The organism is Streptomyces sp. NPDC051740, assembly GCF_044453165.1.
Lineage (GTDB): Bacteria > Actinomycetota > Actinomycetes > Streptomycetales > Streptomycetaceae > Streptomyces > Streptomyces atrovirens.
This window is the reverse complement of the sequence record NZ_JBITCL010000004.1, coordinates 332,327-353,712: the sequence shown is the minus strand read 5'-3', so window position 1 is coordinate 353,712 and position 21,386 is coordinate 332,327. Positions and strand designations below refer to the sequence as shown.

At 73.2% G+C, this 21,386-nt stretch carries 18 protein-coding genes and 1 pseudogene; 8 read left to right on the top strand and 11 right to left on the bottom strand.

From position 1 onward, the window contains the following. Nucleotides 1-129: 129 nt before the first annotated feature. The 3 genes from ACIA6T_RS09540 to ACIA6T_RS09530 all read right to left on the bottom strand — a co-directional run bounded on the left by ACIA6T_RS09540 (nucleotide 130) and on the right by ACIA6T_RS09530 (nucleotide 2,563). Nucleotides 130-543, bottom strand: coding sequence for an SSI family serine proteinase inhibitor (locus ACIA6T_RS09540; RefSeq protein ID WP_399445982.1), 414 nt, complete (start codon nucleotides 541-543; stop codon nucleotides 130-132). After that, the gene (locus tag ACIA6T_RS09535) at nucleotides 540-1,883 is read right to left on the bottom strand and encodes a M14 family zinc carboxypeptidase (protein ID WP_399446067.1); all 1,344 of its coding nucleotides are present in this window, start codon (nucleotides 1,881-1,883) and stop codon (nucleotides 540-542) included. The genes ACIA6T_RS09540 and ACIA6T_RS09535 overlap by 4 nt, the downstream gene beginning before the upstream one ends. A 128-nt stretch (nucleotides 1,884-2,011) precedes the next feature. Beyond that, the gene (locus ACIA6T_RS09530) at nucleotides 2,012-2,563 is read right to left on the bottom strand and encodes an FHA domain-containing protein (RefSeq protein WP_399445981.1); all 552 of its coding nucleotides are present in this window, start codon (nucleotides 2,561-2,563) and stop codon (nucleotides 2,012-2,014) included. Nucleotides 2,564-2,738: 175 nt separating this feature from the next. Here ACIA6T_RS09530 and treZ point away from each other — a divergent pair, with 175 nt between their 5' ends. Next, on the top strand, nucleotides 2,739-4,484 hold the full coding sequence (treZ, locus tag ACIA6T_RS09525) for a malto-oligosyltrehalose trehalohydrolase (protein WP_399445980.1): 1,746 nt from the start codon (nucleotides 2,739-2,741) through the stop codon (nucleotides 4,482-4,484). A 163-nt stretch (nucleotides 4,485-4,647) separates the two neighbouring features. On the opposite strand, the gene ACIA6T_RS09520 is transcribed toward treZ, so the two are convergent. After that, a complete protein-coding gene (locus ACIA6T_RS09520; protein WP_399445979.1) occupies nucleotides 4,648-5,607 on the bottom strand; it encodes an aminoglycoside phosphotransferase family protein in 960 nt (319 codons plus the stop codon). 50 nt (nucleotides 5,608-5,657) lie between these two features. Next, a complete protein-coding gene (locus ACIA6T_RS09515) occupies nucleotides 5,658-6,785 on the bottom strand; it encodes an aminopeptidase P family protein (RefSeq protein ID WP_399445978.1) in 1,128 nt (375 codons plus the stop codon). Nucleotides 6,786-6,974: 189 nt separating this feature from the next. On the opposite strand from ACIA6T_RS09515, the gene ACIA6T_RS09510 reads away from it, so the two are divergent. Further along, nucleotides 6,975-7,730 (top strand): metallophosphoesterase, encoded by a 756-nt coding sequence (locus ACIA6T_RS09510; RefSeq protein ID WP_399445977.1) that lies wholly within the window; start codon nucleotides 6,975-6,977, stop codon nucleotides 7,728-7,730. Here ACIA6T_RS09510 and ACIA6T_RS09505 read toward each other — a convergent pair. The 5 genes from ACIA6T_RS09505 to ACIA6T_RS09485 form a co-directional block, all read right to left on the bottom strand. Next, nucleotides 7,723-8,277: a PDZ domain-containing protein gene (locus ACIA6T_RS09505; protein ID WP_399445976.1), complete on the bottom strand. Its 555-nt coding sequence runs from the start codon at nucleotides 8,275-8,277 to the stop codon at nucleotides 7,723-7,725. The genes ACIA6T_RS09510 and ACIA6T_RS09505 overlap by 8 nt on opposite strands. Nucleotides 8,278-8,323: 46 nt before the next feature. Then, nucleotides 8,324-10,483: a germacradienol/geosmin synthase Cyc2 gene (gene cyc2, locus ACIA6T_RS09500; protein ID WP_399445975.1), complete on the bottom strand. Its 2,160-nt coding sequence runs from the start codon at nucleotides 10,481-10,483 to the stop codon at nucleotides 8,324-8,326. A gap of 95 nt (nucleotides 10,484-10,578) precedes the next feature. Next, entirely contained in the window at nucleotides 10,579-11,757 is a 1,179-nt protein-coding gene (locus ACIA6T_RS09495) for a damage-control phosphatase ARMT1 family protein (RefSeq protein ID WP_399445974.1), read from the bottom strand. A gap of 41 nt (nucleotides 11,758-11,798) precedes the next feature. Continuing rightward, a complete protein-coding gene (locus tag ACIA6T_RS09490) occupies nucleotides 11,799-12,446 on the bottom strand; it encodes a ScbR family autoregulator-binding transcription factor (protein WP_385057631.1) in 648 nt (215 codons plus the stop codon). Nucleotides 12,447-12,701: 255 nt separating this feature from the next. After that, nucleotides 12,702-14,513, bottom strand: coding sequence for a S8 family peptidase (locus ACIA6T_RS09485; RefSeq protein ID WP_399445973.1), 1,812 nt, complete (start codon nucleotides 14,511-14,513; stop codon nucleotides 12,702-12,704). Between the two features lie 378 nt (nucleotides 14,514-14,891). Here ACIA6T_RS09485 and ACIA6T_RS09480 point away from each other — a divergent pair. From ACIA6T_RS09480 to ACIA6T_RS09455, 6 genes and pseudogenes are all read left to right on the top strand, one after another. Beyond that, nucleotides 14,892-15,248, top strand: a pseudogene (locus tag ACIA6T_RS09480) (lytic polysaccharide monooxygenase); the annotation flags it as partial. Between the two features lie 299 nt (nucleotides 15,249-15,547). Further along, complete coding sequence (locus tag ACIA6T_RS09475; protein WP_399445972.1) at nucleotides 15,548-16,546, top strand: substrate-binding domain-containing protein; 999 nt, start codon at nucleotides 15,548-15,550, stop codon at nucleotides 16,544-16,546. Nucleotides 16,547-16,597: 51 nt separating this feature from the next. Further along, complete coding sequence (locus ACIA6T_RS09470; RefSeq protein WP_399445971.1) at nucleotides 16,598-18,952, top strand: nitrate- and nitrite sensing domain-containing protein; 2,355 nt, start codon at nucleotides 16,598-16,600, stop codon at nucleotides 18,950-18,952. Between the two features lie 22 nt (nucleotides 18,953-18,974). Next, nucleotides 18,975-19,406, top strand: a complete 432-nt coding sequence (locus ACIA6T_RS09465; RefSeq protein ID WP_085575286.1) for a roadblock/LC7 domain-containing protein — start codon at nucleotides 18,975-18,977, stop codon at nucleotides 19,404-19,406. Between the two features lies 1 nt (nucleotide 19,407). Beyond that, a complete protein-coding gene (locus tag ACIA6T_RS09460; RefSeq protein WP_399445970.1) occupies nucleotides 19,408-19,767 on the top strand; it encodes a DUF742 domain-containing protein in 360 nt (119 codons plus the stop codon). Continuing rightward, nucleotides 19,754-20,350, top strand: coding sequence for a GTP-binding protein (locus ACIA6T_RS09455; RefSeq protein WP_399445969.1), 597 nt, complete (start codon nucleotides 19,754-19,756; stop codon nucleotides 20,348-20,350). The genes ACIA6T_RS09460 and ACIA6T_RS09455 overlap by 14 nt, the downstream gene beginning before the upstream one ends. A 43-nt stretch (nucleotides 20,351-20,393) precedes the next feature. Here ACIA6T_RS09455 and ACIA6T_RS09450 read toward each other — a convergent pair whose 3' ends face one another. Continuing rightward, nucleotides 20,394-21,353 carry an ABC transporter substrate-binding protein gene (locus ACIA6T_RS09450; RefSeq protein ID WP_399445968.1) on the bottom strand — a complete coding sequence of 320 codons (960 nt, stop codon included), beginning with the start codon at nucleotides 21,351-21,353 and terminating at the stop codon, nucleotides 20,394-20,396. Nucleotides 21,354-21,386: the final 33 nt, after the last annotated feature.

Genomic DNA, 21,386 nt, shown 5'->3' with positions numbered 1-21,386 from the left:
GGAGCGGTGGGACTGCCCGCGGGAGCGGTGGGACTGCCCGCGGGAGCGGTGGGACTGCCCGCGGGAGCGGTGGGACTGCCCGCGGGAGCGGTGGGACTGCCCGCGGGAGCGGTGGGAGTGGGGCCGTGGCTAGGCGATTGCGAAGATCGAGCCTGTTCGGGCTGTCATCGTGCAGGTGTTCGGGAAGGTTTCCGTGTAGTCGACGGAGCGGCCTCGCCACATTCCGTCGGCGTGGGCGGTGACCGGGGCGTAGACCATCGGGCAGACGACACCCTCCCTCGGCGGGATGTCGGCGATGCGGCCGTCCGCCGCGGTCAGTTCCGCGCAGGCGTCGGTGGCGTGTCGGTGGCCCCGGGGCGGGTCGCACCGCAGCATGGTGCCGTTCTCCCCGGTGGACGGCGTCTCTCCGTGGGTGACCGTGAGCATCAGCCAGCTGTCCTCGCCGGAGTGCCCGTCCCCCGCCCGCGCGGGGGACGCGCACGTGAGCAGGACGAGGGCGGCGAGCAGTCCCGCCCGTACCGCTTTCCATGAGATGTGCGTCATTCCCGATGCATCGGCACGACGGTGTCCGGACCCCACCCCGGCTCACCCGAACGGAAGGTTCCGCGGCCGGCCAGCTCGAACGCGGCGAGGACGACCCGCGCCTGGTACTCGGCCTGGCGCGCGACCGCGATCCAGCGTGCCCCGGACACCTCCCGGAAGTCGGCGCACCGCGCGTCGATGAGCCGGTCCAGCTCCGGCAGCGCACCGGCCGGGTCGCGCCCGGCACGCGTCACCAGCTGGTGCAGCAGCCCGGCCGTGCGCACGGCCAGCCGCCGTCCGGAGAGGCGCAGCGCGGCGAGGCGGGCCGTGGTCATGGGCGGCAGCGGATGAGCAGAATCGTTCCCGCAGTCGGGGTCCCACGCGTCGGCGAGCCCTGGGCAGACCAGGAGGTAGTCGTCGACCGGGGCGAGCAGCCGCGCCGCGTCGGGGACGCCGGCGAGGTACGGCCGTACGCGGGCCGTCAGGCCGGCCAGCAGCGTGGTGTCCCGGCGCAGGGTGCGGCTGACGGACCGCAGCTCCGCCTCCACGCCGGCGTGCGGGGAGCCGTCCCCGACGGCCGCCGCGCCCCACATGGGCGCCTCGACGACCGCGGTGACGGTGCCGTGCCGGTGCGGGTGGAACCACGTCGACTCGACGGCGGCCTCGGTGATGGCGGCGGCGAGGTCACGGCGGTGCGGGGGCGGGATGCGGTAGACGGCGGGGCCGAGTCCGGGCCAGTACAGGGCGTCGTAGGCGCCGAGCTCGCGCGGGACGCCGAGGCGGGCGGCGATGCCCGCGACCCGCCGGTCGAGGCCGGGCAGGTCACGGGTGAGCTCGACGAAGCCGCCGCCGACGTCGACGCCGTGCAGGGAGCACTGGAGGAAGGGCCGCAGCTCGTCCTGGAGGGCGAGCAGGGCGCGGGTCTCGGGCAGCGCCGCGGCGGCGGCGCCGTCGGGCAGCCATTCGGGCTGTTCCAGGAAGCCGGGCCGGAAGAAGTTCCGGAAGTGGTGGCCGAGGGTGTACGGGCCGGTCAGCCAGCGCTCGTTGCGGCGCAGTCCGTCGGGGTCGAGGCAGAGCAGCAGGTTCCAGGTGGCGTCGGCGCCCTCGGTGAGCCGGGGGTCGGCCAGGGCGTGCTCGGCCAGCCGCAGCACGGTGGCGCCGCCCACGGGCTCGTTGGCGTGCGGCCCGGCGACGACGAGGGCCTGGCGGCTGCCGTGGCCGACGCTGAGCAGCCACAGGGGGATGCCCGCGCGGGAGGCGCCGACGCGGCGCAGCCGGGCGTCGCGGGGCTGCCGGGCGACGAGGGCGGCGGCCCGCGCGCCCAGTTCGTCGACGGTCGGGTAGTGCGGGAGGGGCGGCAGGGCACACCTCCACGAAGCGGTGCCGGCGTCTCACCGGGAGTGCATGGCGTACGCACAGTCAGTCACGACTTCGGGGGTACGTCAACACCGCGGTGATCGTGGGGATTTCACCGGGGATCCGCCGGGGGTCAGTGCGCCGCGAGCCGGTAGGTGATCTGCCCGAAGCCGATCTGGTCGCCCTCGCGGACGACGGCCGCGCCGACCACCCGACGTCCGTTCACCGTGGTGCCGTTGGTGGAGCCGAGGTCCCGCAGCACCCAGAGACCGCCCTGGTGGCGGAGTTCGGCGTGCACGCGGGAGACCGTCTCGTGGCTGAGCCGCAGTCCGCTGCCGGGATCGCGGCCTATGCGCAGGGGGTGGCCGCTCGTCGGGTGCGGCAGCAGCAGCTTGGGGAGTTTCTCGGCCTGCCAGGCCCGGCGCAGCCGCACGGTGAACCCGGAGACGGCCTCCACGCTGCCGAACACCAGGCGGGAGAAGCGGCTTTCCCGCGGGAGGTCGGCGACGAGCGCGGCGAGTTCGTCGGAACGGCGCGCCACGAGCGCGAGTTCCATGCGCCGGACGAACGTGTCGTGGGACAGGCGGCCCATGGCGACGCCGTCCCGCAGCACGCTCAGCGCCTTCTCCCGCTCCGCGTCGGAGAGCCGCGCGGGGTACGTGTGGAACTCGAAGGACGACGTCACGCCGCTGATTGTCGGTCAGTGACGGCCGGGCTGTCCAGAAAGCGGGGAAACGGCCGCACGCGTGGGCGTGCCCGGCGACACCCGCCGCAAAAGGGCGGATCCCCCGGCGAATTGATCTCCGATGGCGCACGATGGACGGACTACCTCACGGTGAGCAGACGAAGGGGAACCGTCCGTGCAGTTCGAGGTGTGGGCACCACAGGCCGGCCGAGTGACGCTCGAGTGCGACGGCGTCACGCGGACGTTGGAGCGCGATCCGCAGCGGGAGGGGTGGTGGCGGGGGGAGGCCGAGGCGCACGACGGCTCCCGGTACGGCTTCGCGCCGGACGACGGCCCCGTCCTGCCCGATCCGCGCTCGCGCCGGCAGCCGGACGGTCCCGACGGCCTGAGCGCCGTCGTCGACCACGACCGGTTCGACTGGCGTACGGAGTGGGCGGGGCGCCCGCTGCCCGGCGCGGTGCTGTACGAGCTGCACGTGGGCACGTACACGCGCGAGGGCACCTTCGACGCCGCCGCCGAGCGGCTCGGCCATCTCGCGGAGCTGGGCGTGACGCATGTGGAGCTGATGCCGGTGTGCCCGTTCCCGGGCCGGCACGGATGGGGGTACGAGGGGGTCTCGCTGTGGGCGGTGCACGAGCCGTACGGCGGACCCGAGGGGCTGAAACGGTTCGTCGACCGGGCCCACGCCCTCGGCCTGGGCGTCGTACTGGACGTCGTGCACAACCACCTGGGTCCGTCCGGGAACTACCTGCCGCGGTTCGGGCCGTACTTCACGGACACCCATCACACCCCGTGGGGCGCGGCGGTCAATCTGGACGCGCCCGGCTCCGACGAGGTGCGCGCGTTCCTCGTGGACAGCGCGCTGGCCTGGCTGCGGGACTACCGGATCGACGGGCTGCGGCTCGACGCGGTGCACGCGCTGGCGGACACGCGCGCGTGCCACTTCCTGGAGGAGCTGTCCGGGGCCGTGGACGCCCTCGCCGCCGACACCGGCCGGCCCCTGTTCCTGATCGCCGAGTCGGATCTGAACGACCCCAGGATCATCAAGCCCCGCGCGGAGGGCGGCCTCGGGCTGCACGCGCAGTGGAACGACGACTTCCACCACGCCCTGCACACCGCGCTGACCGGTGAGGCCCAGGGCTACTACGCCGACTTCGCGCGTGCCCCGTTCGCGGCCCTCGCCAAGACGCTCACCGGTGGCTTCTTCCACGACGGCACGTACTCCGGTTTCCGGGGCCGGTGCCACGGCCGCCCCCTGGACCGCAACCGGGTGGCCGGGCACCGGCTCCTCGGCTACAGCCAGACCCACGACCAGATCGGCAACCGCGCCCAGGGGGACCGGCTGGCCGCGCTCCTCTCCCCCGGGCTGCTGGCCTGCGCGGCGGCCCTCACGCTGACCGCTCCCTTCACGCCCATGCTGTTCATGGGCGAGGAGTGGGCGGCGGGCACGCCCTGGCAGTTCTTCACCGACCACACCGATCCGGAGCTCGCCAAGGCGGTGAGCGCGGGCAGACGGCGGGAGTTCGCGGCGCACGGCTGGGCCGAGCAGGACGTGCCGGACCCGCAGGACCCCGCCACCCGCGACCGCTCCTGCCTGGACTGGTCGGAGCCGGAACGCGAGCCCCACGCGCGCGTGCTGTCCTGGTACCGGCTCCTCGTCGCCCTGCGCCACGAGCAGCCGGACCTCACCGACCCCGACCTCGGCGACACCAAGGTGGCCTACGACGAGGAGCACCGCTGGCTGGCCTTCCGGCGGGGGGACGTCCGGGTCGCGGTGAACCTCGGCACCGAGCCGGCGGCGATCCCCCTGGGCGTCCCCGACGCGCGCGTCCTCGCGGCGTGGGAGCCGGTGGAGACCCCGGGCCCGGACGGGGTGCTGCGGCTGCCGGGCCGGTCGGCCGTCGTCCTGCTCCAGGGCTGAGAACCACCCGGCGCCCGCGAAGGCCGCGACACGCCTGCCCCGGTCACACGGTCCGGCCCCGCTCCGGTCCCGGACCGGGAACGGAGCGGCCTCACCGGCGGCCGGGGCGGGTGGGTCGCGTCGTGCCCGGGGCCCCTCCGGGGGATCGCGCCGGGCGGGCCCTCTACGGCACGTCGTCCGCGCGGCCGAGGTCCGTCACCCTTTCCAGCATGATCGGCTCCCAGGCGTGCCGCAGACGGGTGCGGAGTGCGGGCGGCGGGGCGGTGCGGCCGGTGAGGGCCTCGGCGAGGTGGTGGACGGAGTCGCAGCGGGCCAGCCACAGGCCGCGCAGGCAGGGGCGGGCGCCGTAGCCGGCGAGGGTGGCGGCGCGTACGGCGGCCGGGGCGCCGACGGCGAGCGCGAGGCCCGCGATGTCCTCGGCGGGGTCGCCGACCACCGCCGCGTCCCAGCCCAGGACGCCCCGTACGCGGCCGTCGACGCTCACCACGAGGTGCCCGCCGGTGAGGGCGTGGTGGACGAGGACGGCCGTACCGGGCTGGGCGGCGAGCTGGACCGCGGCAGGCAAGGTGAGCCGGCTCAGCCGGCCCGGGTCGAACTCGTCGGCCTCGGCGAGCCGTCCGGCGGCCTCCTCGGCGGTCCGGCGCAGGGCTTCCAGGGAGCGCGGGGGGACGCGCGGCACGCCGAGCGTCTCCGCCTGCCGCACCGGCACCTCCCGCAGCCCCGTGAGCAGCCCGGCCAGGTCGGCCTCGCCGACGGCGGAGACGCGGTGTTCCTCCGCCGTCCCGCCGGCCAGCCGGGTGTCCAGGACGCAGAGCAGGCCGGGCGCCCACTCGCCGTGCGCCACGGCGGACGGCAGCGCGACCGGGACGTGCGGGCGGACGAGGTCGCGCAGCCGCAGTTCGCGGCGGCGGCGCACGCTCGCCTCACGGTCCGGGGCGAGGCGCAGCACATGGCGGGTGCCGACCCACCAGGTGGCGGGCCCGGCGCCCGCGGCGACGGGCCGGACGTCGGGTCCGGCGGCGGACCGCGCGCCGCCGGCCCGGCCGCCCTTCCCGCTGTCCTCCAGCAGGGAGCGGGCCAGTCGGCGGACGGTGTCCGCGGTGGGTGTCGGTGCCTGGGTCATGATCGCGCCGTTGCCGTTCGGGGAGGCAGGGAGGGGACGGGTGGAGCCGTTCAGTCCACTATGGCCATCTCCCGCGCGGTGTTGTTCAGCCGCCGTCCGCCGTCCTCGGTCACGGTCACGATGTCCTCGATGCGCACGCCGAACCGGCCGGGCAGGTAGACGCCGGGTTCGACGGAGAAGCACATGCCGGGGACGAGGGGCCGCTCCTCGCCCTCGATCATGTAGGGCGGTTCGTGCGTGGTGACGCCGATGCCGTGCCCGGTGCGGTGGATGAAGTGCTCCCCGTACCCGGCACCGGCGATGACCGCGCGGGCGGCGCGGTCGACGTCCTGACAGGCGGCCCCGGGCCGCACCGCGCGGAAGCCCGCCTCCTGCGCCTCGCGCACGAGGTCGTGCACCCGGCGCTCCTCGTCGGTGGGCTCCCCGACGTGGACGGTGCGGGAGGTGTCGGACCCGTAGCCGTCCTTGAGGCCGCCGAAGTCGAGGACGACCATGTCGCCGCGCTCGATGACGCGGTCGCCGATCTCGTGGTGCGGGTTGGCGCCGTTCGGTCCGGAGGCGACGATCGTGAAGTCGACCTGGGAGTGTCCGAACCGGCGCAGCAGGGCGGCCAGATCGGCCGCGACGTCGGTCTCCCGGCGGCCGGCGAAGGTGACCTGCCTGATCTCCTCGAAGGCCGCGTCCGCCGCGGCCCCGGCGGCGGCCAGGAGCTCCAGCTCCGCCGCGTCCTTGACGGCGCGGAGCATCGGCAGGGCCTCGGTGAGGGAGGCGTACGAGGTGCCGGGCAGCGCCTTCTGCAGGCCGAGCAGGTGCATGGCCCAGGCGTTGTCGCTGATGCCGAACCGCCCGTCCGCGTCCAGCAGGGCGGCGGTGGCGGCGTAGGGGTCCTTGCCGTCGGTCCAGTCGCGCAGGGTGAGGGCACGGGCGCCGGGGGCGCGCTCGGCGTCCGGGGCCTCCAGGGTGGGGACGACGAGCACGGGGTCCCGGCCGGCCGCGAGGACCAGCAGGGTGAGCCGCTCGGTGACGGCGGTGGGGGTGTAGCCGGTGAGCCACACCAGGTCGGGGCCGGGTGCCACGAGCAGTCCGGCGAGCCCGGCGTCGGCGGCCTGCCGCGCCGCACGCTCCATGCGGGCCTCGTAGTCGTCGGCGGTGAAGGACACGGGCACGGCGCCGGTCATTCGGGGGCCTCCCAGGGCGACAGCAGGTTACGGGCAGCATCCTGCCCGGCGGGCGGGGGTGACGCGAGCCGGTTCGCGGTGTTCGCCCCGCGACCCGCCACTACTAATGGCGAAGCATTGCCCTCCCGTTACATCTAATGATTTGATCTCACCGAACCGTGAGCAGGCACATCGGGGAGGCGTACGACCGTGCTCGTACTCGCGCACATCAGCGATCTGCATCTGGACGGAACCGCGCGGGCGACGGAGCGCGCCCGGCGGGTGCGGGACCGGCTGTGGGAGTTGCCGGTCCCGCCGGACGCGCTGCTGGTGACCGGGGACATCGCGGACCACGGCACCGAGGCCGAGTACGAGGAGGCCGCCCGCCTGCTGGGACTGCGCGACGGGAGCGCCCCGTTCCCGGTGCTGACCTGCCCGGGCAACCACGACAGCCGGGCGCCGTACCGCAAGGCGCTGCTGGGCCGGCCGGCCGTCGACGGGCCGGTCAACAGCGCGCACGTGCTGGACGGCGGCGCGGTGCTGATGTGCGACTCGAGCATCCCGGGCCGCGACGACGGGGATCTGGACGCCGAGACCTGTGCCTGGATCGAGTCGACGCTCGACGGACTCGACGACGGCCTTCCGGTCCTGCTCGCCTTCCACCACCCACCCGTACCGCTGCACCACCCCCTGCCCGATTCCTACCCCCTGCGCGCCCCGGAGCGGCTGGCCGCCCTGCTGGCACGCCGCCCCCAGGTCGCCGGACTGATCACCGGTCACGCCCACACCCCTGCCGCCACGACGTTCGCGGGCCGCCCGGTGCTGGTGGGGCCGGGCGTGACCTGGACGCTGCGGCTGCCCTGGGAGGGCGAGCAGATCGCGGACCGGGACGCCCCGGTCGGGCTCGCCTTCCATGTACTGGACGACGAGGGCCGGCTCACCAGCCACTTCCGCGTGGTCACGTGACGATGCCGGGGACGGCCGTCAGCTGCTGGTAGCCGCCGCCCCGACGGCGCACCGTCAGTTCCACCTCGTCGCCCGGGCGGGCCCGGGCGACGGCGCGTGCCAGGTCGGCGGCCGAGTCGACACGGGTGGTGCCGAAGGCGAGGAGGACGTCACCGCGTACGAGACCGGCCGAGGACCCCGGACCGGGCACGTGCACGGCGACGACCAGCGCCCCGGGTCTCCTGTCGTCGGCCACCTCCACGCCGAGCCTGCCGACCACGGGCGCGGACGGGGCGGACCGCGGTGCCGCGGCCGGGGCCGCTCCGGTCTGCCGCTTCAGCCCGGTGAGCCCGCCCGCGCCGACGACCGTGGCCCCCACCGCCCCCAGCCCGGCCCCGGACAGCACCAGGACCACCCCCGTCAGCGCCCCGAGCAGCACGGTCACCGGCCGCCGCCCGCGCCGCCGGGTGGGCGGGCCGGAGTCCGGCCCGTCCCCGGAGCCGTCGCCGCCCCCGCCCCTGCCCCCGTCGCCGGGCATCGGCCGGGGCCGCAACACGGTCTGTTCCATGGTTCGCCTCCGACGGCAGTGCGGGCTGTGCTGGCGGTGCCGGGTGTCAGACGAGGACCGGTGGTGCCGGTGAGCGGTCCGGAAGGAAGCCGTGGACCCGGCCGGACAGGTACTCGTCCTTGTAGCGGTCGACGTTGCGGTGCCAGTTGAGGATGCCCGCCATCCAGTTCCGCAGGTCCGTCACATAGCCCCGCATGATCGCCCGCGCCTCGTCCGACAGCTGGAAGTCGTCGTAGACGACGGGCAGTTCGTGCTCCACGACGTGCTCGAACTGGCGCATGCGCTGGTTCATCAGGTCCTGCACCACGGGCAGCGCGGTCGGATAGTCGACGCCGAAGAAGTTCTGCACCACGAGGACCGCGTTGTGCATCTCGCCCTCGAACTCGATCTCCTTCTGGTAGGAGAAGACGTCGTTGAGGAGGCACGCGTAGTCGATCGCCGCGTTCTCCAGGGAGCGGACGGGACCGCTGCGGTAGACCTCCGGCGGCACCGCCGGTCCGTGTCCGGCGCGGCAGAGCCCCAGGGTGAGGTCGGAGCCGAAGGTGGCGCGCCGCATCTCCAGGTAGTCCACGGGGTCCGGGACGCGGTTCTGGATCTGGTTGGACAGCTCCCACACCCAGGCCTCGGTCATCGTGTCGACGGCCGACCTCAGGGGGCGGCGCGCGTCGGGCGTCATACCGGCCGTGGTGCGTGCCCACAGGTCGATCAGGGCCCGTTCCATGGCGTTGACGGGTGGCGGCGGGACCTCGTCGGCGTCGAGGGGCATGCAGGCCGACAGGCGGGCCGTGGTCAGCCGGGCGGCGGCCAGATCGCGGCGGTGTCCGTAGACGAGCGGGTAGTAGTCGTCGCCGTAGGTGCCGAAGGCCAGCCAGCCGGAGGCGAGGTCGAGCTGCTCCTGGGTGGCGTCCGGGTCGAGGCCCGCCGCGCACAGGGGCAGGTCGCAGCTCTCCAGCTTGTCCTCGTCCCAGACGCCCTCACCGAGGATGCCCATCCGCCGCGACCACTCCAGCAGGTGCCGCCGCGCGCCGTCGAGGGCGGGACTGAGCTCCAGCGGGAACGGCATGCGGATGTCGGGGATGATCGACGGGCCGACCTTCCGGAACGGCACGTGCGTGTGGGCGCGCAGCCGTTCGGCTCCCGCGCCGGCGAGCAGCGCGCCGACGTCGGCGGCGGACGTCCCGGGGCCGGACGGGGACTGCCAGGGGGCGGTGGACCGCGCGCCCTCGTTCATGTAGCGGCTGGAGCGCAGATGCCATTCGTGGCCGCCCGACTGCCAGTCCTGCAGGCCCTTGGTGTACGCCCCGACGGCCACGGTCTCGGCCGGGGTGAGCCCGTTCTCCAGGGCCACGGCGGGGACTTCGGTGAACGCGGTGTGCTCGAACTGGTGGAGCCGTGAGGTGAGGACGTCGTTGACGATGTCGGCGGCCTCCTGGGTGGTGCAGCCGAAGAAGGTCTCCAGGACGAGTACGCCGTTGCTGAGTTCGCCCTCGTCCTCGACCTCCCGCTGGTAGGAGAACAGGTCGTTGCGCAGGTGCACGGCGTCGGAGAAGGTCTCCATCAGCACCCTCAGCGGCCTGGTCCCGGCGACGGCGGCGGGCACTTCGGCGGTCGCGTACTCCACGAGCCCGGCCGACCAGGGGGCACCGCCCACCTTGCGGCGCATCTCGATGTATTCGACGGGGTTGGCGATCCGCCCCTCGTTGATGTTGGACAGCTCCCACATCGACTCGTTGAGGAGGTGTTCGGTGGCGAGGGCGAACCGGCGGCGCCAGTCGGCGGACATCGCCGGCACGGTGCGCGCCCACAGGTCGGCGAGGCCCGCCTCGACCGGGTTCTCCGGTTCGGGGACGGGGGCCGCCGGGTCGAGCGGCATGAACAGCGGCAGCCGGTCCAGGTGGGCCTTGCCCGCGGCGCGGTCCTGGGTGCGTTTGAACTTCTCCAGGAAGTGGTCGTCGAAGAAGAAGACCCACACGTACCAGTCGGTGATGAGCGACAGGGCGGGCCCGTCGCAGTCGGGATGGGTGTAGGCGCAGAGCAGGCCGTAGTCGTGCGCGTCGAGGTCGGCCTGCTCCCAGACCCCGCTGCCCTCCAGCATGCCCATCTCGCGCGCCCACGCGGTCGAGTGGGCGCGGGCCTCCTCGACATGCGGGTTGAGCCGCGCGGGATGCGGCAGGTAGAAGTGCGGGAGTTCGAACGGCTGCGTCATGGCCGGGGGCTACCCGCGGCCCGGTGGCGGCATCCACCGGGCCGGGCATGATCACACCATCGCGTGAACCGTGTCCCGTACGGGAGTCGTGGGCCCTATGTCCGGACCTGGATCAGCGCGTGGGTGCCGCCGGTGCGCCAGCGCTGTTCCTCCGCCGCGACCAGTGCCGCCTCGGTGCCGGCGGTCAGTCCGGTGATCACGTCGGACTTCAGGGTGCGCAGGGCGGCGACCGGGCCGGGGAAGTGACCGGTGACCTCCGCGAAGGGGGTGGTCGGGGGCCAGTACCGGTCGCCCACGAGGCGACGGTAGTTGAGGTCGCCCTTGACGACGGTGAGCGCGGCGGCGGCGAAGTCCGCGCGGAGGTCGTCCGGCATGTCCTCGTACGGCAGCGGCGCGCAGGAGAACGGGTGGGCGCGGAGGGTGAGCCGGCCGTCGTTGAGGGCGGCCCACAGGCCGCGGCCGTACTCGGCCGCCGCGCCCTCGGCGTCGGTGAGCCGGCGCACCGCGTCGATCACGTCGGCGGTGGTGGCGTCGGAGACGTAGTACGGGTACGGCTTGACGTGCAGCACCGCCCGGCCGATCCGGCCGCAGGCCAGCAGGTGGGCGATGAGCAGCAGGTCCGGGACGAGTTCGCGGCCCGCGTTGTCGGCGACCAGGCACAGCGTGCCCGTACCCGAGGTGCCGAGCAGCGGCCACAGCCGTTCGCTGTCGTCGGCCACCAGGGCGGGGACGGCGGCCGTCTCCTCGGCTCCCTCGGCGGACAGCCGGAAGCCGAGGTCGGCGCGGTTGCCCCACAGGGAACCGTGCAGCAGCGCGCGGGCCCGCTCCCCCTCCGGGCGGCCGGCGAGGTCGCCGAGCCCGGCCAGTTCCTCGTCCGTGGCGGGCGAGTCGAGTTCGGCGAGCTTGGAGGGGCGGAACGGGTCGATGCCCTGCCAGGGACCGGGTGCGAAGTAGCCCACCGCGTGCAGCAGTCGGCGGTAGAACCAGCTCTCGGACCACAGCCACGGCACGTCGTACCAGGAGCGGCCGGCGTGGGTGTCCATCCCCCAGGTCTCCCAGTGCCGCCGGTCGTGCGCGTCGGCGGGGAGGGGGTCGATCGTGCCCCGGGTGCAGTCGGCGAGCAGGGCGTCGAGCGCGCGGTGCTGCCAGGGCTCGTACGGGAAGGCCTCGCGCACCTGCCGGATGATCGCGGGGTGCCGCTCGGCCAGCACGCTGTGGGGGAAGGTGCCGGGCTCGTCGGCGACGATCACGGGTGCGGTGGGGTGGTCGGACATGCGGCTCACCGTAACGCGCGCCGGTCGTCGCGCGCCGCGGGTCACACCGGCGCGATCTCCCGCTCCAGCCGTGCGGCCAGGCTGAGATAGCGGGCGCGCCGGGTGACGGGGACCAGGCCCCGGATGAGGATCTGCCACATCTCGGCCGTACGGCGGGGCTGCCGGGCGACGGATTCGCGGGAGCGGCCGACGACGCGGGTGCCGACGAAGAAGCAGACCAGGGAGTGCGCCACGACGTCGATGTCGACGTCCGGGTGGACGTCGGACTCCTTGACGGCGCCGAGGAGCCGGGCCGTGACGATGTCCAGCCACTCGGTGAAGGGGTGGCTGAGCGGGGGGCGCGGCCGGGTGCCGCCGGTGGCGAGCCGCAGTCCGGCCCGCAGGACGGGGTCCTCGGCCGACATCCTGGCTATGCAGAAGGTGAGGCGCATCAGCGCCTCCAGGGAGGTGTGCCCCCGGACCTCGGTGTCCCTGGCCAGCCGGCGGCTGGTCGCGGACTGCAGTTCCAGGATGGCGTGGGCGAGGTCCTCCTTCGCGGCGAAGTGGAAGTAGAGGGCCCCCTTGGTGACTTGGGCGTGCTCGACGATGTCGCTGAGACTGGTCGATTCATAGCCCTGCCGGTCGAACAGCTCGGCGGCGGCCGTGATGATCGTCGCGCGGGTCTGCTCGGCGCGTACCTGCCTCGCCATCGCCTGAACTCCTGAGCCGGAAAGGAACGGGTCATGCTGTTTGTTTTTACGCCGGGTACACGATAGCTCACCCTGCGCCCATGTTCACCGCGCGGGTATCGCACCACACTTGGACACATCGGGCAAAACAAACGTGGTCTCCGAAAGAAAACGGCGCGTCCGGTATCTAAGTGTGTCAGGTGCGGGGGCAAAAGAGAACGGCGGGCCGACCGGTGCCCCATCCGCACCGGCCGGCCCGCCTGTCTCGGGGGTGGCTCAGAAGGTCAGCTGCCAGCCGTTGAGCCGGCCGGTGTCGTAGGAGGCCGTGTCCTGCACCCTCAGCCTCCAGGTGCCGTCGGCGGTCTCGCCGGAGGCGTTCACCGTGTAGGTGGTGTCGACGTCGTCCGCGGAGTCCGAGCCACTGGCGGACTTCAGCCGGTACACCGAGCCGTCCGGTGCCACCAGGTCGACGACCAGGTCACCGCGGTAGGTGTGGGTGATGTCCACGCCCACCTGGAGGGCGGACGGCGCGTTGCCGCCGCGGCCGCTCACGGTGATCGGGGACTCGATCGCGGAGCCGTTGTCCGGGATGGCGACGGCGGTGGTGCTGGAGTACGTGGAGCCGGTGGACGTACCGCCCTTGACGGCCTGGACGGTCTTCGCGGCGTCCGCCAGGCCCGCGCCGCAGCCGCCGGAGCAGGTGCCGGGCAGCGCACGGGCGTTGGACTTGATCGCCGACTCGATCCGGTCCGGGGTGAGGTCGGGGGCGGCCGACTTCATCAGCGCGGCGAGGCCCGCGATGTGCGGGGTGGCCATGCTGGTGCCCTGGTAGTAGGCGTAGTTCTCGGTCGACGGGGTGCGGGTGCCGGAGTTCAGCGTGGACAGGATGCCGTTGGCCGCGGTCGCGGTCTCACCGCCGGGCGCGGCGATGTCCACGATCGTGCCGTAGTTGGAGTAGGAGGCGCGGTTGCCCGAGCGGTCGGTGGCGGCGACGGTGATGACGTTGCCGCAGTTCGCCGGGGAGGAGTTGGCGGCGTTCTGGTTCTCGTTGCCGGCCGCGACGACCACCGTGGTGCCCCTGCCGACGGCGCCGTTGATGGCGCTCTGGGTGGCGGTGGAGCAGGCACCGCCCCCGCCGAGGCTCATGTTGATGACCTTGGCGACATTGGAGTTGGCGGGCACGCCGGAGACGGTGCCGCCGGACGCCCAGGTGATGGCGTCGATGATGTCGGAGTCGTAGCCGCCGCACTTGCCGAGCACCCGCACCGGGGAGATCTTCGCACCGTACGCGATGCCGGCGACGCCCTTGCCGTTGTTCGTGGCCGCGGCGATGGTGCCCGCCACGTGGGTGCCGTGCCAGGAGGAACTGCCTCCGGTGGCCTGGCCGCACTCGCCGGCCGCGTACCAGTCGCCCGGGTCGGCCGGGTTGCTGTCGCGGCCGTTGCCGTCGACGGAGACCGCGGTGTCGGAGATGAAGTCGTAGCCGCCGACGATGTTCGCGGCGAGGTCGGAGTGGGTGACGTACCCGGTGTCGATGACGGCGACGGTGACACCGCTGCCGGTGGTGAGGTCCCAGGCGCCCGGCACGCGCATGCCGGCGGTGGACTCGAACAGGTCCCACTGCTTGCCGTACTCGGTGTCGTTCGGGGTGGCCAGCGGCTTGTTGAGCCGGTCCGGTACGACGTAGGCGACCTGCGGGTCGGCCCGGTACTCGGCGACGACGTCGGCGACGTCCGCCGCGGTGGGCTTCGCGCCCAGGTCGACGAGGGCGGCGCCGGTGCCGAGGCGGCGCCGGAAGCCGACGTCCTCGCCGGCCTTCTCGCCCTTGGCGGCGGCGTCCGCGGCGGCGGCCTTGTCCGACTTCGCCTCGGCGGCACCGGACTTGTAGCCGACGATGAGCCGCTCGGCCGGGGTGCCCGGGGCGGCCTCGGTGCGGGCCGTGGGGACGGCCGGCCCGTCGGAGGGGGTGTCCTGGGCGACCGCGGCCTGGGCGGAAGCGGCCGTCAGCAGGGCGACGGAGAGGGCGGCGACGGATATCAGCTTCCGTCCCGGGGAGGAGCCGCGGGGAGAGCTCGATGAGGTGTGCAAGGGGGGTGCCTTTCGTGCCGGGACTCCGGGCAACGCGGAGTGTGGGGAGGAGAATCGATTCGCTTCGTCGTCTCGTCATCTCGTCGTCGAAGCAGCGTGGGGTGAATCGAGGTGCGGCAGATCGGCCGGCCGGGCGCGAACAGCGGCCCGTCCGGGGTTACCGGCGGGTCGACTGCGGTGGAACGATAGGCAGCGCGCGGGCCGCCCGGATACGGGGGAAACCCTCGATCCGGCCGGGAAACCACCCTCGCCGAAAGGCGGTTGACCAGGAACGGACCGCTATGCCCGCATCGCCTCGGAGATGAACGCACCGGGCTTTTCCTCCGTACCGCACGGAAGAGTTCCCGCGTTCCCCGCCCGCCGAAGGAGGCGGTCCGGATGCCCCGGACGACCGCACACCGCACCGCGCTCGCGACGGCCCTGGTGGCCCCGCTGCTGCCGCCGCTGTGGGCGGCGGCGCCGGCCGGGGCCCACGGGGCGCCGACGGACCCGGTGAGCCGGGTCGTGGCCTGCTCGCCCGAGGGCGGCGACCGCGCGGGGTCGGCGGCCTGCCGGGCCGCCGTCGCCGCGAACGGCGCGCCGTTCACCGCGTGGGACGACCCGCGGGTGGCGGACGTCGCCGGCCGGGACCGGCAGCGGATCCCCGACGGACAGCTGTGCAGCGGCGGTCCGCCCGCCTACCGGGGTCTCGACCTGGCCCGTACGGACTGGCCGGCGACCCGGGTGGGACCCGGTGGTCTCGCGCCGGCCCTGCGGCTGCGCCGGCGCTGAACGGCGGGCGCCGGCAAGGGGGCCGGAGCCGTTCCGTACCGTCCATTCGGTTCGGCGGCGGACAACAGCCGCACCGCACTCACGGTTCATCACAATGCGGCAGCATCGCCTCACTTCACGTGGCTGTTCACTTGACGACCAGTGGTTCCACAGGGTTGGCTCCGGGCCAGCGAGAGTCACCCGGTCGGCGCACGCACCCCGCGCGGTTCCGTCCGTGCTCTCCCCTGCTCTTGCTCGGCCGCACAGCGAGGTCCGTACTCTCCATGAACACTCGTCCCCCGTCCCCACGCCTCCCGATACGCCGCCTGGCCGCCCTGGCCGCCGCCGTCGGTCTGCTGGCGACCGGCTGCTCGGCCGACGACTCCTCGGACTCCGACGGCGCGGGCGCCTCCGGCGCCGGACGGATCAAGGTCGCGATGGTCACCCACGGCAGCGAGGACGACGCGTTCTGGGAGCGGGTGAAGAAGGGTGCCGAGGCGGCGGCCGCCAAGGACGGCATCGAGCTGACGTACATGAGCGACCCGGACCCGGCGGGACAGGCCGAGCTGGTCCGCGAGGCGGTCCGCGACGGTGTCGACGGCATCGCGCTGACGCTGGCCAAGCCCGCGGCCATGAAGGGCCCGGTCAACGAGGCACGGGCCGCGGACATCCCCGTGGTCGGGCTCAACTCCGGTATCGACGCCTGGAAGGCGGCGGGGCTGCTGGAGTTCTTCGGCCAGGACGAGAGCGTGGCGGGCCGGGCCGTCGGCGACAAGCTGGACGAGCTGAAGGCCCAGCACGCCCTGTGCGTCGTCCACGAGCGTGGCAACGTTGCCCTGGAGGCCCGCTGCGCCGGCGTGAAGAAGGCGTTCGGCGGAACGACGGAGAACCTCTACGTGGACGGCACCGACATGCGCGCCGTCTCCGGCATCATCACCGCCCGGCTGCGGCAGGACTCGAGCATCGACGAGGTGGTCACCAACGGGGCGGACTTCGCGCTCACCGCGGTCGACGCCGTCGCGGAGGCGGACAGCGACGCCGACGTCTCCACCTTCGACCTCAGCAACGACCTGGTGGACGCCGTGCGCGGCGGCAACGTCCAGTTCGCCGTCGACCAGCAGCCCTATCTGCAGGGCTATCTCGCCGTGGACGCGCTGTGGCTGTACCGGACCAACGGCAACATCAGCGGCGGCGGGGTCGCGCCCGTGCTCACCGGCCCCGCCTTCGTCACGAAGGCCAACGCGGCCTCGGTCGCCGGGTTCGCCGCCGACGGAACCCGCTGACGGGCCGGCCCGTGCGTACTTCCTCCCCCATCCGACCGCTCTAGGACCACGATGTCTCCACGGACAGGTGCCCGGCGCCGTCTCGGCTCCATACGTCTCTCGCTGTTCCTCCTCGCCCTGGTGCCCAGCGTCACCCTCGCCGGCATGTGGGGCCTGACGACGATCCAGATGTTCTCCGAGGGCCTGCAGCTGCGTTCCCAGACGGAACTGAGCCGGTCGACCGGCGCGATGGGCACGCACGCCGCGCTCGCGCTGCAGCAGGAGCGCAGGCTCACCGCCGCGTGGCTGGCCGAACCGGACACCCCCCGGACCGCCCTCGACGCGCAGCGCGAGAAGACCGACGAGGCGGTGGCGAAGCTGGTCGGTCAGGCGGACGCGATCGCCGAGGCACCGGCGCGCATCTCGGACCGGCTGTACGGGGTGCTCGGCTCGGTGGGCAGCCTGGAGTACTACCGGGACCAGGTGGACACGCCCAGCGACATCACCGCCGCGCAGGCGCTCGACCAGTACACCTCGATCATCGACGACCAGATCCACGCCTTCCAGGAGCTCTCCCAGGTCGACGACGGGGACCTGACCTCGCAGGCCGAACCGCTGATCGCGCTGGAGCACGCCGCGGAGCTGGTCTCCGAGGAGGACGCGCGGCTCACCCTCGCCTGGCCCGACGGAGAACTCGACTCGGAGAGCTGGGGCACGTTCGCGGAGCTGGTGCACACCCGCCGCTGGCTGGTCTCCGACCAGATCGAGCCCTCCCTGCGCGGCGAGGCCAAGACACAGACCGAGCAGATCCTGCGGAGCCCCGAGTGGCGTGCCCTGGAGGCGGTCGAGGACCAGGTGCTCGCGACCGCGCCCACCGGCAAGAAGCGCAACGTCGAACTGCCGGACCTGCGGGAGCAGTGGGAGGAGGCCATGGACCGGGTCTCCCCGCAGTACGCCACCATGATCCGGCAGCAGACCGACGCGCTGCTCACCCGCAGCGCCGACGAGGCCCGCAGCCTGCTGATCACGGCCGCCGCCCTGAGCGCCGCCGGACTGCTCGCGCTGCTGCTGTGCGTCGGCCTGTCCTGGCGCATCACCCGCTCGCTGTCCCGCCGGCTGCGCGGGCTGCGGGTGGCCACCCTCGGTCTGGCCGAGGAGCGGCTGCCCGATGTGGTGGCCCGGCTGGAGCGGGGCGAGAAGGTCGACCCGGAGTCGGCGACGACTCCGCTGGACTACGGCCACGACGAACTGGGCCAGGTGGCCCAGGCGTTCAACACCGCGCAGCGCACCGCCGTGCACACCGCGGTCGAACTCGCCGACACCCGGCGCGGTTTCCAGAAGGTCATCCTCGGCATCGCGCGGCAGAGCCAGAACCTGGTCAACCTCCAGCTCAGCAAGCTCGACGCGCTGGAGCGCCGGCACACCGACCCCGAGGTCCTCAAGGGCCTGTACGAACTGGACTCCACGGCCAGCCAGTTGCGCCGGTACGAGGAGAACCTGGTCATCGTCAGCGGTGAGCGTCCCGGCCGTTCCTGGAGCGAGCCGGTCGCGCTGATCGACATCGTGCGCAGTGCCGTCGGTGAGGTCGCCGAGTACCAGCGGGTGGAGGTGCTCACCGAGGAGGAGGTGTCGCTCGCCCCGCCCGCGGTGGCCGACGTCATCCATCTGCTGGCGGAGCTGATCGACAACGCGACGGTGTACTCGCCGGCGCCGAGCCCCGTCACGGTGCGGGCGGCGATGGTGGCCAAGGGCCTCGCCGTGGAGGTCGAGGACCGTGGCCTCGGCATGTCGGACGACGACTACGCCTCCCTGAACGCCCAGTTGGCCAGGGCTCCGCAGTTCGACGTGGTGGCGCTCGCCGACGACCTCCGGCTCGGCATGTTCGTGATCTCCCAGCTCGCGCACCGGCACGGCGTCTCCGTGACCCTGCGTTCCTCGCCGTACGGCGGGACGACGGCGATCGTGCTGATCCCGCACGAGATCGTGGTGCCGGACGTACCGTCGTCCGGCGGTGGCCGGCGGGAGACGCGCACCGAGGCCGTACGGGACCGTGCGGACGACCGGCGCGAGGAGCCCGTGGCCGCCGGCGCGGAGCAGGCCGCGGCGTCCCGGCCGGCGACCGCCGTACGGACCGCCCCCGCACCGGCCGTGTCGGTGCCCGCGCCCCGCCGGGACGGGCTCACCCCGCTCCCCCGCCGGGTGCCGCAGACCAGTCTGGCCGTCGAGCTCCGCGAGGAGTCCGTCCCGGACGCCGAGGACGACTCCGGCGACTTCACCGCGGAACACGCCGCCTCCTCGCTCGCCGGCTTCCAGCGCGGCACGTCCCAGGCGCGGGACGACGACGACACCGACGCGGACGGTACGGCCGCGCCGGCGCACGTGCCCGCCGCTCACGCCGAGCCCCCGACTCCGCCCGCCGACCGCTGACCGTTCACGAAGGAACACCGTCATGACACGCCCCATCCCCGCCACGCACACCCAGCTCGACCAGCTGCTGACCGGACTCGTCGAACGGGTCGCCGACGTGAACCAGGCCGTGGTGCTCTCCGAGGACGGACTGGTGGTGAGCAAGTCCACCGGCTTCCTGCGGGACGACGCGGAACGCCTGGCGGCGACCGCGTCCGGTCTGATGAGCCTCAGCAAGGGCGTCAGCATGGACTTCCGCGGCGGCCCGGTGCGCCAGGCGCTCATCGAGATGGCGCACAGCTACCTGATCCTCACCTCGGCCGGTCCCGGCGCCCATCTGGTGGTGCTGACCGGTCCGGGCGCGGACGTCGGCGTGGTGGCGTACCAGATGAACATGCTGGTGAAGAAGATCGGTGAGCATCTCAGCGCGGCCCCGCGGGACATCGCGGGGCCGGCCGTCGACCCCGGCGTGTGAGGTGGGCGGAAGCGACTCGGCGGGCCGGCTCGTACGGCCGTTCACCCTGACCGGTGGCCGGACCCGGCCCAGCCGCGCCGACTTCACGCTCATCACGACGGTGACGGCGGTGGATCCGCAGCCCGCGGGGGCGGCCCGGCCTCAGCCCGAGCACTCCCGGATCCTGCGGCTGTGCGCCGAGCCGGTGGCGGTCGCCGAGCTCGCCGCACGTCTCGACCTGCCCATGAGCGTGGTCGTCATCATGCTGTGCGACCTGCTGGAGGCGGGCCGGATCACCGCCCGTCCGCCGCACCCCGTGGACCGCACCACCGTGGACCTGGATCTGCTGCAGAAAGTGAGGGAGGGCCTTGGCCGGCTCTGACACCACCGCGCGGGCGTCCGCCGGGCGTTCGGCACCCGACACGGTCAAGATCCTGATCGCCGGTGGTTTCGGCGTGGGCAAGACGACCATGGTCGGCTCGGTCAGCGAGATCGCCCCGCTGCGCACCGAGGAGCCGCTGACCATGGCGGGTCTGGACGTCGACGACCTGAACGGCGTCGAGGAGAAACGTGCCACCACGGTCGCCCTGGACTTCGGCCGGATCAGCATCTCGGGCGATCTCGTGCTGTATCTCTTCGGCACGCCGGGGCAGCAGCGGTTCTGGTTCATGTGGAACGACCTGGCCGTCGGCGCGCTGGGCGCGGTGGTCCTGGTGGATGTGCGCAGGCCCAAGACCAGTTTCGCCGCGATCGACTTCTTCGAGCGCCGGGGCATTCCGTTCGTGATCGCCGTCAACGGCTTCCACGGGGAGCACCCGTACCCGGTGGAGGACATCCGGGAGGCGCTGGCGCTGCCGGACGGCGTGCCCGTGCTGCTGTGCGACGCGCGGGAGCGGGAGTCGTGCCGGGACGTGCTGATCGCGCTGATCGACCGGCTGATCGCGCAGGCGGACCCGGCGGGGTGAACGGCCCGTGGGGTGCGGCCCGTCGGCCGCACCCCGTGCGGGGTCAGTCCAGGCCGGCCGACTTCAGCCAGGCCTTCGCCACGTCCAGCGGGTCCTTCTTCTCCAGCTGCACCTGGGCGTCGAGGTCGAGGAGGGTCTCGGTGTCCAGCTTCGCGGATACGGCGTTCAGCGCCTCCACGCCCTCCTGCGGCAGCCCTTCCTTGCTGACCAGCGGGGTGACGTTGGCGAAGCCGAAGAGGTTCTCCGGGTCCTTCAGGACGACGAACTTCTCCTTGACGATGGTCGGGTCGGTGGTGAAGACGTCCGCGGCCTGGACCTCGTTCCCGGTGAGGGCCGCCTGGGTGAGCGGGCCGCCCGCGTCGAGCGCCTTGAAGGACTTGAACTTCAGTCCGTAGACGGTCTCCAGGCCCTTCAGTCCCTGCTGCCGGGTCTGGAACTCGGGCGAGCCGCCGATCACCATCTCCGGCGCGATGTCCTTGAGGTCGGCGAGGGTCGACTCCGCGGTGAGGCCGTACTTCTTCGCCGTCCCGGCGTTGACGCCGACGGAGTCCTTGTCCTCGGCGGGCGAGGACTCCAGCAGCGTCAGGGACTTGTCCAGCTTCGCCTTGGCGGCCTCGTTCACGGCCTCGGCGGACTCCTGCCCGGCCTTGGGGTCGAGGTAGGCGAGGAGGGAGCCGTTGTACTCCGGCAGGACCGTTATGGACCCGTTCTTCATCAGGCCGTACGTCGTCTCACGGCTGCCGATGTTGTGCTTGTAGTCGACCTTGAGGCCCTTGGCGCGGAGCGCCTCGCCGTAGATGTCGGCGAGCAGGGTGGACTCGGCGAAGTTGTTCGAGCCGACGACGACGGTGCCGGCTTCGGCCTTCTCCCCGTCGAGGGGGTTGTCGGAGGTGTCGCCGGAGGAGGAACAGCCCGCGAGCAGCGCCGCCGCGGCGGTGAGCGCGACGGCCGCCGCGCCGGTGTGCCTCGTCCTGGACCTGCTGCTTTTCGCGGTGGAAGTCATTCGCCGATCCAATCCAGCCGGGTACGGTGAGTC

Coding starts and splice junctions, on each gene's coding strand:
- ACIA6T_RS09470 (WP_399445971.1), top strand. CDS start 16,598: ATGTCTCCACGGACAGGTGCCCGGCGCCGTCTCGGCTCCATACGTCTC.
- ACIA6T_RS09465 (WP_085575286.1), top strand. CDS start 18,975: ATGACACGCCCCATCCCCGCCACGCACACCCAGCTCGACCAGCTGCTG.
- ACIA6T_RS09505 (WP_399445976.1), bottom strand. CDS start 8,277: ATGGAACAGACCGTGTTGCGGCCCCGGCCGATGCCCGGCGACGGGGGC.
- ACIA6T_RS09450 (WP_399445968.1), bottom strand. CDS start 21,353: ATGACTTCCACCGCGAAAAGCAGCAGGTCCAGGACGAGGCACACCGGC.
- ACIA6T_RS09515 (WP_399445978.1), bottom strand. CDS start 6,785: ATGACCGGCGCCGTGCCCGTGTCCTTCACCGCCGACGACTACGAGGCC.
- ACIA6T_RS09475 (WP_399445972.1), top strand. CDS start 15,548: ATGAACACTCGTCCCCCGTCCCCACGCCTCCCGATACGCCGCCTGGCC.
- ACIA6T_RS09540 (WP_399445982.1), bottom strand. CDS start 543: ATGACGCACATCTCATGGAAAGCGGTACGGGCGGGACTGCTCGCCGCC.
- ACIA6T_RS09495 (WP_399445974.1), bottom strand. CDS start 11,757: ATGTCCGACCACCCCACCGCACCCGTGATCGTCGCCGACGAGCCCGGC.
- ACIA6T_RS09520 (WP_399445979.1), bottom strand. CDS start 5,607: ATGACCCAGGCACCGACACCCACCGCGGACACCGTCCGCCGACTGGCC.
- ACIA6T_RS09490 (WP_385057631.1), bottom strand. CDS start 12,446: ATGGCGAGGCAGGTACGCGCCGAGCAGACCCGCGCGACGATCATCACG.
- cyc2 (WP_399445975.1), bottom strand. CDS start 10,483: ATGACGCAGCCGTTCGAACTCCCGCACTTCTACCTGCCGCATCCCGCG.